This window comes from Klebsiella oxytoca (assembly GCF_009707385.1).
Classification (GTDB): Bacteria; Pseudomonadota; Gammaproteobacteria; order Enterobacterales; family Enterobacteriaceae; genus Klebsiella; species Klebsiella oxytoca_C.
Genome location: NZ_CP046115.1, coordinates 2314274 through 2325464 on the forward strand (window position 1 = coordinate 2314274; position 11191 = coordinate 2325464).

An 11191-nucleotide genomic window follows, 5' to 3' on the forward strand; every position below is an offset into this window, starting at 1 on the left:
TGAAAAAATAAGGGAGACATTATGTTTGATCTGGATAACATCTCAGCAGAAGAAACCGCGGTAAACGACCTCGAAGAGGTGGTGATGGGGCTGATTATCAACTCCGGACAAGCGCGCAGCCTGGCTTATGCCGCGCTGAAGCAGGCCAAGCAGGGCGATTTTGAGGCGGCTAAAGCCATGATGGAACAATCGCGGATGGCTCTGAGCGAAGCGCATCTCGTGCAGACTCAGCTGATTGAAAGCGATGAGGGAGAAGGAAAAATGAAGGTGAGTCTGGTGCTGGTACATGCGCAAGATCATCTGATGACCTCAATGCTGGCCCGTGAGCTGGTTGCCGAATTGATCGAGCTGCACGAGAAGGTACAATAGGTCATCGACGCGATGAGGCAGCCAAAAATGATGACCACTGAGATCAGTACCGCCCAGGAGCAACAACTCTTTAACGGCAAGAATTTTCACGTGGTCATCTATAACAAAACGGAGAGCGTAAGCGGGCTTCACCAGCATGATTACTACGAATACACCATCGTTTTAACCGGCCGCTATTATCAGATTATCAACGGTAAGCGGGTGCTGCTGGAGCGCGGGGATTTTGTCTTCATCCCAATGGGGTCGCATCACCAGAGTTTTTATGAATTTGGCGCGACGCGCATTCTTAACGTTGGCATCAGCAAGAGCTTCTTTGAGAAGCACTATTTGCCGCTGCTGCCGTTTGGGCTGGTCGCCTCTCAGGTCTATGGCGTTAAAAGTACTTTTCTCAGTTATATTGAGTCGGTTATTGCATCACTGAATTTTCGTGAAACTGAATTTGACGAATTTATCGAACTGGTTTCTTTCTACATTCTGAATCGTTTGCGTCACTATCGTGAAGAGCCCGTTGAAGATGTTATTCCACAGTGGCTGAAAAATACCGTTGAAGGTATGCATGATAAACTAAAGTTTGGCGAGGGGGCTCTGGAAAATATGGTAGAGCTTTCCGGGAAAAGTCAGGAATACTTAACCCGTGCGACTCAGCGTTATTATGCCAAGACGCCGATGCAGATGATTAACGATATTCGCATCAATTTTGCCAAGAAACAGTTAGAAATAACCAACTACTCGGTGACCGATATTGCCTATGAGTCGGGGTACAGCAGCCCAAGTCTGTTTATTAAAACATTCAAGAAGCTGACTTCATTTACCCCCAGTAGCTACCGGAAACACCTCACCAGTATTAATTAACCGAGCGCGGGTATTCCGCGCGGTCTATACCCTAAATAATTCGAGTTGCATGACGGGTATAAATATTCAAATTAACTGTCCGTATTTACACGGAGAGCGGGTGTCGCATATGCGCTATCCGCAAGGGAGAAAAAGATGAGCCAGAAATTGAAGGTAGTGACTATCGGCGGCGGCAGCAGCTATACCCCGGAATTACTTGAAGGATTCCTGAAGCGTTATCATGAACTGCCGATCGGTGAACTGTGGCTGGTGGACGTCGCGGAAGGGCAAGAAAAGCTCGATATTATCCACGCCCTGTGCGAACGAATGGTAGAAAAAGCCGGCGTCCCGATGAAAGTCTACAAAACCCTCGATCGCCGCACGGCGCTGGAAGGGGCTGACTTTGTCACCACCCAGCTGCGCGTCGGCCAGCTTAAAGCGCGCGAGAAAGATGAACGTATTCCGCTGAGCTACGGCTATTTGGGCCAGGAAACCAACGGCGCAGGCGGCCTGTTTAAAGGTCTGCGTACCATTCCGGTTATTTTTGACATCGTAAAAGATGTCCAGGAAGTCTGCCCGAACGCCTGGGTTATCAACTTTACCAACCCGGCGGGGATGGTAACCGAAGCGGTTTATCGTCATACCGGCTTCAAACGCTTTATCGGCGTGTGCAATATTCCGATTGGTATGAAGATGTTTATCACCGACGTGCTGAAGCTGAGCCCGAGCGATGAGCTGAATATCGATCTTTTTGGTCTGAATCACCTGGTATTTGTTCGTGATGTGCTGGTTAACGGCGTTTCACGCTTTGACGAGCTGCTTGATGGCGTAGCGTCAGGCCGTTTAACTGCCAACTCGGTGAAAAATATCTTCGACCTGCCGTTCAGCGAAGGCCTGATTCGTTCGCTACGACTGATCCCATGTTCCTATCTGCTCTACTACTTCAAGCCAAAAGAGATGCTGGCGATTGAAATGGGCGAGTACTATAAAGGCGGCGCGCGCGCGCAGGTGGTGCAGAAGGTGGAGAAACAGCTATTTGAGCTGTACAAGGATCCGGATCTCAACGTTAAACCTAAAGAGCTCGAGCAGCGCGGCGGGGCGTATTACTCCGATGCGGCCTGTGAAGTGATTAACGCTATTTATAATGATAAGCAGGCTGAACATTACGTTAACGTGCCGCACCATGGCCACGTCGATAATATCCCAGCCGACTGGGCGGTAGAGATGACCTGTACGCTTGGCCGCGATGGCGCGAAACCAACGCCGCGTATCACTCATTTCGATGAGAAAGTGCTGGGGCTGATTTATACCATCAAAGGCTTTGAAGTCGCGGCCAGCGAAGCGGCAATCAGCGGTGAACTGGATGATGTTCTGCTGGCGCTTAACCTGAGCCCGCTGATCCACTCCGATCGCGATGCCGAAAAGCTGGCGCGTGAGATGATCCTCGCGCACGAGCAGTGGCTGCCAAACTTTGCGGCGACTATCGAAAAACTGAAACAGTAACGGGAGCGGCTCATGGAACGCGTGTTAATCGTCAATGCCGATGATTATGGCCTCAGTAAGGGGCAAAACTACGGCATTATCGAAGCTTGCAAAAATGGTCTGGTTACCTCTACGACGGCGCTGGTCAACGGTGCGGCGATTAACCACGCCGCACAGCTGAGCCGCTGCGCGCCCGAGCTGGCGGTGGGGATGCACTTTGTCCTCACCCTGGGCGAGCCGCTATCGGCGATGCCGGGTTTAACCCGCGAAGGGCGTCTTGGTAAGTGGATTTGGCAGATGGCGGAAGAGGATAGCCTGCCGCTGGACGAAATCGCGCACGAGCTGGAGTGTCAGTATCAGCGGTTTATTGAGCTGTTTGGCCATGAACCGACGCATATCGACAGCCATCACCATGTGCATATGATTGCGCAGATATATCCCATCGTGGCGGCGTTTGCCCGCGAGAAGGGCGTGGCGCTGCGTATCGACCGCCACCTGGCGACGCTTTCAGGTCTGGCACAGGATGCCGCGCGCAGCAGCGAAGGCTTTACCAGCGAGTTTTACGGTGAAGCGGTTTCAGAAGTGCTGTTCCTGCAAACGCTCGATGCCTCGATCCAGCGCGAAGAAAAATCGCTGGAGGTCATGTGCCATCCGGCGTTCGTAGATAACACGATTATGGGCAGCGCCTATTGCTATCCGCGTCTGACCGAACTGGATGTGCTCACCTCTGAGTCGTTAAAATATGCGATAGCCGAGCGAGGCTACCGGCTCGGAACCTATCGCGATGTGTGACAGTCAGAAAAGCCCGGCATTGCTGCCGGGTTTTTTTTACGCCGGAATCGCCGCGATTTTGGCGCTCCTTGACCACACCCGATGCGCTGCCATCAGGGTAATCAGTTCATCCATTGATTTGCTATTTACCGCATCCGTCTCGACAATGCCTTCTTCACCTTTGCTGGCAACCTGAAGCTGGGTTTTACACTGGCGGGCATCGCCTGCCAGCAGAATCGGCTTCAGATGTTTGTAGGCTTCCAGCAGGTAATAATGGAAATCACCGTTGTTGCTCTGGCTTTGCAGGTCGCCACCGGGAATGATGACCGCATCTACGGTTAATGATGGCGAACCGGCAAAGGTTCCGGCAATCGGCAGGGCCGTACCATCGTCGGCCTTCACCTCACCCATACGGGAGTAAAGCAGTTTGGCATGAACGCCGTGTGCCTTAAGCGCCTTCAGCAACGCCAGCAGCTCTTTCGCCACTGGACGATCGTTGAGCAGTACCGCGACCACCCGGCCTTTAACATCACCGCTGGGCAGGGCATACAGGCTCAGCGTAGGATCCTTTTTCAGGCCGTTGACGTCCGGCGGCGGCGTGATGTTGCGCTGCTCTTTGGTAAGCTCAATGCCAAGATTCTTACCCACGGCCTGAGCAAGCTGCAGATCGATATGCGCCAGCTGATCCACGACTCGTTCACGGATCCACTCCCTGACGACTTTACTCAGTTCGAAACTAAAACCGTCGATAATATGCTGCTGCTCAATAGGCGTCTGGCTGCGCCAGAACAGCAGGGGGTGAGAGTAATACTCGCCAAATGAGGGGCTGCGCTGGCGAATTTTTTCACCATCCACCCGTTCGGCATAAGACTCAAAGCCGCCGCCTTTGGCTGCCGGCGGCGTTTCCCGCGGCCAGTTATTATTAATGGAGTTCGGCTCATAGTTGGCCGGATTGGTATCAATATCCATCCGGTGCATGCCGTCTCGCTGGAAATTATGATATGGACAGGTGGGTTTATTGATTGGGATCTCATGGAAATTAGGCCCGCCGAGGCGGCTAATCTGCGTATCGGTGTAGGAGAATAACCGGCCCTGCAGCAGCGGGTCGTTGCTGAAATCTATCCCCGGGACGATATGGCCGGGATGAAATGCCGCCTGTTCGTTTTCGGCGAAGAAATTGTCCGGGTTGCGATTGAGGACCATTTTACCGACCCGCTGAACCGGAACCAGCGCTTCCGGGATAAGCTTGGTGGGATCCAGTATATCGAAATCAAAGGCGAACTCATCTTCCTCCGGTATCAGCTGTAATCCCAGCTCGTACTCAGGATAATCTCCGGCTTCAATAGCTTCCCATAAATCACGACGATGGAAATCGGGATCGCGGCCGGTCAGCTTTTGTGACTCGTCCCAAACCAGAGACGCCTTGCCAGCGACCGGCTTCCAGTGGAAACGTACGAAGGTGGCTTTACCTTCGGCGTTGATCAGGCGAAAGGTGTGGATGCCGAAACCTTCCATCGTACGATAGCTGCGGGGCAGGCCGCGGTCGGACATTGCCCACATGACGTTATGCAGCGTTTCCGGCTGTAGGGAAATATAGTCCCAGAAAGTGTCGTGCGCGCTTTGCCCCTGCGGAACTGCCCAGTGCGGTTCAGGTTTCACCGCGTGGACGAAATCAGGGAATTTGATCGCATCCTGAATAAAAAAGATTGGCGTGTTGTTGCCGACGAGGTCAAAAATTCCCTCATCGGTGTAAAACTTGGTGGCAAAGCCGCGGATATCGCGCACCGTATCGGCGGAGCCAGCGCCGCCCTGAACCGTTGAGAAACGGACAAATACCGGCGTTTTTTTCTTCGGGTCGGTGAGAAAATCCGCTTTGGTGATGTCGCTTAAATCGCTATATGCCTGGAAATATCCATGCGCGGCGGAGCCACGGGCATGAACGATCCTCTCCGGAATGCGCTCATGGTCAAAGTGCGTTATTTTCTCGCGCAGGATAAAATCTTCCAGCAGCGTTGGCCCGCGTTTACCCGCTCGCAGCGAGTTCTGATCGTCAGAAATGCGAACGCCCTGATTGGTTGTGAGCGCAGAATCCTCCCCGCCTTTGCGGTATTTCGCAAGAGCATCAAGCTTTTCGCTATCCGTATCCGGGGCTTTCATGCTGCCCGGCGAGGTAGGTTCTTCACCTGGGGCGGTTGGCTGAGGTGTCGGTTTCCAGTTCTGATCTGCGGGGGCCAGATCACCCAGACCTGGTTTTGCTTGTCGCTCGTCGTGTACCGGTGACTGATGGGTGAGTGGTTTATGGTGTTTATCTGACATTGCTCGCTCCTGCTTTCATTACAGAAAATGGTCGTTGCTAAACCAAAACCCTTCTAATTGTAGAACAATATTCTAATAACTTTTTTTTCCAGGATTTTTACCCGTGTGGAGGGGCAAGCAGGGGGCGACGGAAGGGGGCTATTTCGGCTATGATAAGGGTTTCTGTTTCCCGCTTTGTTTAGTGAATTTATTTGTGATGAAACCACTTCGCCAACAAAATCGTCAAATCATTAGCTACGTGCCGCGAGTGGAGCCTGCGCCGCCGGAACACGCCGTCAAAATGGATGGTTTTCGCGATGTCTGGGTTCTGCGCGGTAAATACGTTGCCTTTGTGCTGATGGATGAACATTTCCGCCGTTCCCCGCCGTTTAACGTACCGGAAGCGGCGCAGCGCTGGGCGACGCAAATGAGGCAGGAAGGCGAAATCGACGCCTGATGGCGCAGGGAAATAAAAAACCGCTGAATAATCAGCGGTTTTTTGTCTTTAACGGCGCAAAGAATTTAGCTGCTTAGCGGTGCGCCAGCTCCGCGTCTTCTTCACTATCGAGAATGGTTTTGTCGGTCTGACGCAGCCACTGGCTGGTCAGGGTACCGGCGGTCATCGAACCGCTAACGTTCAGCGCAGTACGCCCCATGTCGATCAGCGGCTCAACCGAAATTAACAGCGCTACCAGCGTGACCGGCAGCCCCATTGCTGGCAGGACGATCAGGGCGGCAAAGGTCGCGCCGCCGCCCACGCCCGCCACGCCGGCGGAGCTGACGGTAACGATGCCCACCAGCGTTGCAATCCACAGCGGGTCGAGCGGGTTGATACCAACGGTCGGAGCAACCATCACCGCCAGCATCGCCGGGTAAAGGCCCGCGCAGCCGTTTTGCCCGATGGTGGCGCCGAACGATGCGGAGAAGCTGGCAATGGATTCCGGTACGCCCAGACGACGGGTTTGTGCTTCCACATTCAGCGGAATTGACGCCGCGCTGGAGCGGCTGGTAAAGGCGAAAGTCAGCACCGGCCACACTTTGCGGAAGTACTTCAGCGGGCTCACTCCGTTGACCGCCAGCAGCAGACCGTGCACCACGAACATGATGCCCAGACCAATATAGGAAGCGATAACAAAGCTACCAAGTTTGATAATGTCCTGCAGGTTAGAGCCTGCAACCACCTTGGTCATCAGCGCCAGCACCCCGTAAGGAGTTAACTGCATCACCAGACGTACCAGCTTCATCACCCAGCTTTGCAGCGTATCGATGGCGGAGAGAACGCGCTGGCCTTTGGCGACATCATCTTTCAGCAGCTTCAGCGCCGCGACGCCGAGGAAGGCCGCGAAGATCACCACGCTGATAATCGACGTCGGGTTCGCGCCGGTCAGATCGGCAAACGGATTTTTCGGCACGAAAGAGAGGATCAGCTGTGGGACGCTCAGGTCTGCGACTTTACCAGCATAATTGCTCTGAATGGCGTTAAGGCGGGCAGTTTCCGCGTTGCCCTGAACCAGACCTTCGGCAGTCAGGCCAAACATATTGGTCACCAGCACCCCCACCAGAGCCGCAATCAGCGTGGTGAACAGCAGGGTACCGATACTGAGGAAGCTAATTTTGCCCAACTGCGAAGCATTGTGCAGGCGTGCCACCGCGCTCAGAATAGAGGCGAAAACCAGCGGCATGACAATCATCTGCAGTAGCTGGACATAACCGTTACCGACAATATTGAACCACTGGATAGAATCCTTCAGCACCTGGCTGTCGGAGCCATAGATAAGCTGCAGCGCCAGGCCGAAAATAACGCCAATAACCAGACCGACCAGCACTTTTTTTGCGAGGCTCCACTGCTTATGGCGGGTTTGCGCCAACGCCAACAGTAAAACCGCGAACACAACAACGTTCGCTATTAATGGAAAGTTCATCCCCGTTCTCCTGATATCTTTTATAACCGGGTTGGTCAATAACCAACTCTTATAACGGCAAGGGTAGCAGAAGGCGTAATTCGTTACTTATATTCAAATGGAATTGATTATAACTAATTGAATAATTCGCTGGTTTATCGTCCAGTCTGGTGACTAATAAAGCGATTAAAGGTGGTTTGCAGGGAGTTAATCATGTCGGATGACCAGCGAACGGCGCTGTTTTCAGCAACGTTTTGCGGCATCCACACGGCATAGATGAACAGCGCCATACACAGCGCGCGCTCCAGCTGATTGCCTTTGCGCGGCGCGAGGAGGGGCAGACGAAAACGCCAGCGGCAGGGCCAGAGCAGAGGCACGCCGGCCGGAGTCAGCATATCGGCGAGAATATGGCTGAGGTATCCAAGCACCAGGCCCTGAACCGCATCGGCCGGGACTATCCAGCTTTCCGGGACTTTCAACGAGAAGATTGCCACCGCGCCGAAGACCACCAGCAGGCTGTGGGTGAAGCCGCGATGGCCGAAGGCGCGCGCAATTGGTTTGGATATCCAGCTTAATCGCTGGCCAAGAAATGACTTTGGGTGATCGATATCCGGAAGCAGACAGGTCAGGATGGCGGAAGGAACAATATGCCACCAGTCGCCCTGGGCCAGAACGGGCGTTAATTCTGCATTTTTCGCAAATACCGCACAGGCGATAGAGAAGAGGAGGTGGCCTTCCGCCGTCATGATAAACACCCTAAACTGTCAATTCATACAGTATAGGGTTTTTATACAGTGTGCGGAAGAGGTGACGGTGTAACTCTTTGTCACAAACCCGTCAGCGGGCCAGCCAGCCGCCATCTACCGCCAGGGTATAGCCGCTAATGTAATCCGCCGCAGCGGAAGCCAGAAACACCACCGGGCCTTGCAAATCTTCAGGAACCCCCCAGCGCCCGGCCGGAATACGGTCGAGAATCTCTTTGCTTCGTTCGGCGTCGTCGCGCAGCTGCCGGGTGTTATTGGTGGCCATATATCCCGGTGCGATAGCGTTGACGTTAATGCGATGCCCCGCCCATTCGTTGGCCAGCAGGCGGGTGATGCCTAACACGCCGCTTTTTGACGCGGTGTATGACGGCACCCGGATACCGCCCTGAAAGGAGAGCATTGAGGCAATGTTAACGATTTTTCCGCCGTCGCCCTGCTTAATAAACTGCCTGGCAACCGCTTGTGAGAGAAAGAATACCGATTTCAGATTCAGATTGAGAACGTCGTCCCAATCTTTTTCTGAAAAATCGAGCGCGTCGGCGCGACGGATGGTTCCGGCATTGTTGACCAGGATGTCGACCCGGCCCATGGCAGCAACGACCTGGGTCACAATGCTATCAATCTCATCCTGACGGCTCAGGTCGGCCTGAATGGCGGTAAAGCGTCGGCCCAGAGCCTGAACCTTTTCTGCCGTATCATGGGGGATCCGGCGGTTAACGCCGACAATATCGCAACCCGCCTGCGCAAGGCCTAAAGTCATTCCCTGGCCCAGCCCGGTATCACAACCCGTTACGATAGCGACCTTGCCCGTAAGGTCAAAGGCGTTCAGTACCATATGCACCTCTGTTGGTTGATTTCATGCGTCAAATAACGCCGCAGAGATAAGCATAGAGGGCGAACGAGGAAAAAACAAATAAAAATGAAACGTTGTTTTATTTTTATTGATGATGGGATAAGAATACTTTCCCATCATCACCGGCGGCTTTAGCCAGTCAGGTCGCTCAGGGTCAGGGATTCCAGCGTCGCGAGCTTCACGTCGGCCAGTACAAAGCGCGGGTCATGGCTATTTTCTGCTTGAGGGACGACGATAGAACGCATTCGCGCCGCTTTGCTGGCAATCATGCCGTTAACGGAGTCTTCCAGCGCTACGCAGTTCATCGGGTTGACGCCGAGTTTAGCCGCACAGTCGAGATAAACCTGCGGATGCGGTTTGCTGAACGGCAGCATTTCGGCAGAGGCGAGAGCGTCAAACTGATCGCGTAGTTCAAACATGGCGAGGACTTTTTCCAGCATTCGCAGCGGCGACGCCGACGCCAGGCCGATTTTCAGCCCCCGGGCTTTACACATCGCTACCGCTTCACGAGCGCCTGGCAGGAGGGGACGCGCCTCTTCAACCAGCTGAATGGCGCGGTTGATAATCCGGGCGGTGACTTCGGCGCGATCCGGGCCTTGCCACGGCTGCTGGGCAAACCACAGGTCGACGACTAAATCGATGCGCAGCCCCAGAATATCGGGCATTTCATCGCGGCGGCTGGTGTCTACCCCAAGGCTTGCAATCACCTCCAGCTCTGCCTTATCCCATAGCGGTTCGGAATCAATCAGTAATCCATCCATATCAAAAATCGCGGCGTGAATCTGGCGCCTGGCTGACATAAGTCCCTCTCCTGTAGCGTAAGTAGATAACGAATCGGCACTCATGGTATATCATACCGCGCATTATTGGGCGAAATTCGCTGACGAAGGTAGACTTAGAATGAATCAGGCGTCTTAACAAGGGGAACCCATGACGTATCAACAAGCTGGACGCATTGCAGTACTTAAACGTATTTTGGGGTGGGTAGTCTTTATCCCGGCAGTTATCTCGACGCTGATTTCCGTGCTGAAGTTTATGTACGAGCACAGTGAGAAAAAACCAGGCATCGACGCGGTGATGATGGATTTTGCCCACGTGATGATCGAGATGATGCGCTTTAATACGCCGTTCCTGAATTTCTTCTGGTACAACTCGCCGCTGCCGGACTTTAAGCACGGTATGAATATCGGCTTCTGGATTATCTATATTCTGGTGTTCGTCGGCATGGCGCTCCAGGCGTCCGGGGCGCGAATGGGACGTCAGGCGAAATTTCTGCGCGAAGGCGTCGAGGATCAGCTGATTCTGGAGCAGGCCAAAGGGGCGGATGGGCTAACGCGTGAGCAAATATCCGAACGCGTTGTGGTGCCGCGTCATACTATCCTGGTGCAATATTTCCCGCTATACGTACTGCCGGTCATTATTATTGTGCTGGGCTACTTCTTCTTTTCCTTGCTCGGTTTTCTGTAAACGATCGGCCCGGGAGCGCCGGGCCGTCTGAACTACAGTGCCGGCAGCGCCCGCGGTTTACCCTGATTATCCACCGCCACGTAGATAAACAGCGCTTCGGTTGCCTTGTAGCGCTGACCGATGGGCTCAGACGATACTTTCTTTACCCATACTTCCATATTGATGGTAATTGAGGTGTTGCCGCGCTTTACGCAGTCGGCGTAGCAGCACACCACATCGCCGACCGCCACCGGGCGTAAAAAGGTCATGCCGTCAACGCGTACGGTCACCACGCGGCCATGGGCAACTTCTTTGGCCATAATCGCTCCGCCGATATCCATCTGCGACATCAGCCAGCCGCCAAAAATATCGCCGTTAGCATTCGTGTCCGCCGGCATCGCCAGGGTGCGTAAAACCAATTCGCCCTTCGGCGCGAGATCTGTTGTTGTCATTCTATACTCGGGACTAGTCAAAGATGA

12 protein-coding genes are annotated in these 11191 nt (G+C 53.7%); 6 read left to right on the plus strand and 6 right to left on the minus strand.

What is annotated here, in order from left to right; genetic code table 11:
- Positions 1-21: 21 nt before the first annotated feature.
- The 4 genes from chbA (at position 22) to chbG (ending at position 3474) form a co-directional block, all read left to right on the plus strand.
- Complete coding sequence (gene chbA / locus GJ746_RS10670; protein WP_154680168.1) at positions 22-369, plus strand: PTS N,N'-diacetylchitobiose transporter subunit IIA; 348 nt, start codon at positions 22-24, stop codon at positions 367-369.
- Positions 370-381: 12 nt separating this feature from the next.
- Complete coding sequence (chbR, locus tag GJ746_RS10675; protein ID WP_264766559.1) at positions 382-1221, plus strand: transcriptional regulator ChbR; 840 nt, start codon at positions 382-384, stop codon at positions 1219-1221.
- Positions 1222-1356: 135 nt separating this feature from the next.
- Positions 1357-2703 carry a 6-phospho-beta-glucosidase gene (locus GJ746_RS10680; RefSeq protein ID WP_154680170.1) on the plus strand — a complete coding sequence of 449 codons (1347 nt, stop codon included), beginning with the start codon at positions 1357-1359 and terminating at the stop codon, positions 2701-2703.
- Between the two features lie 12 nt (positions 2704-2715).
- Positions 2716-3474 (plus strand): chitin disaccharide deacetylase, encoded by a 759-nt coding sequence (gene chbG, locus GJ746_RS10685; protein ID WP_154680171.1) that lies wholly within the window; start codon positions 2716-2718, stop codon positions 3472-3474.
- Positions 3475-3510: 36 nt separating this feature from the next.
- Here chbG and katE read toward each other — a convergent pair whose 3' ends face one another.
- Positions 3511-5769, minus strand: coding sequence for a catalase HPII (katE, locus tag GJ746_RS10690; protein WP_154680172.1), 2259 nt, complete (start codon positions 5767-5769; stop codon positions 3511-3513).
- A gap of 196 nt (positions 5770-5965) precedes the next feature.
- Between katE and cedA the strand changes: the two genes are divergently transcribed.
- Positions 5966-6205: a cell division activator CedA gene (cedA, locus tag GJ746_RS10695; protein WP_264766565.1), complete on the plus strand. Its 240-nt coding sequence runs from the start codon at positions 5966-5968 to the stop codon at positions 6203-6205.
- 73 nt (positions 6206-6278) lie between these two features.
- On the opposite strand, the gene GJ746_RS10700 is transcribed toward cedA, so the two are convergent.
- The 4 genes from GJ746_RS10700 to hxpB form a co-directional block, all read right to left on the minus strand.
- On the minus strand, positions 6279-7670 hold the full coding sequence (locus tag GJ746_RS10700; protein ID WP_154680174.1) for an L-cystine transporter: 1392 nt from the start codon (positions 7668-7670) through the stop codon (positions 6279-6281).
- 134 nt (positions 7671-7804) lie between these two features.
- Positions 7805-8395: a metal-dependent hydrolase gene (locus GJ746_RS10705; protein WP_154680175.1), complete on the minus strand. Its 591-nt coding sequence runs from the start codon at positions 8393-8395 to the stop codon at positions 7805-7807.
- 91 nt (positions 8396-8486) lie between these two features.
- A complete protein-coding gene (kduD, locus tag GJ746_RS10710; protein WP_154680176.1) occupies positions 8487-9248 on the minus strand; it encodes a 2-dehydro-3-deoxy-D-gluconate 5-dehydrogenase KduD in 762 nt (253 codons plus the stop codon).
- Between the two features lie 149 nt (positions 9249-9397).
- Entirely contained in the window at positions 9398-10066 is a 669-nt protein-coding gene (hxpB, locus tag GJ746_RS10715; RefSeq protein WP_154680177.1) for a hexitol phosphatase HxpB, read from the minus strand.
- 130 nt (positions 10067-10196) lie between these two features.
- Here hxpB and GJ746_RS10720 point away from each other — a divergent pair, with 130 nt between their 5' ends.
- Positions 10197-10733 carry a YniB family protein gene (locus GJ746_RS10720; protein WP_154680178.1) on the plus strand — a complete coding sequence of 179 codons (537 nt, stop codon included), beginning with the start codon at positions 10197-10199 and terminating at the stop codon, positions 10731-10733.
- 32 nt (positions 10734-10765) lie between these two features.
- On the opposite strand, the gene yciA is transcribed toward GJ746_RS10720, so the two are convergent.
- Positions 10766-11164, minus strand: coding sequence for an acyl-CoA thioester hydrolase YciA (gene yciA, locus GJ746_RS10725; protein WP_154680179.1), 399 nt, complete (start codon positions 11162-11164; stop codon positions 10766-10768).
- Between the last annotated feature and the right edge of the window lie 27 nt (positions 11165-11191).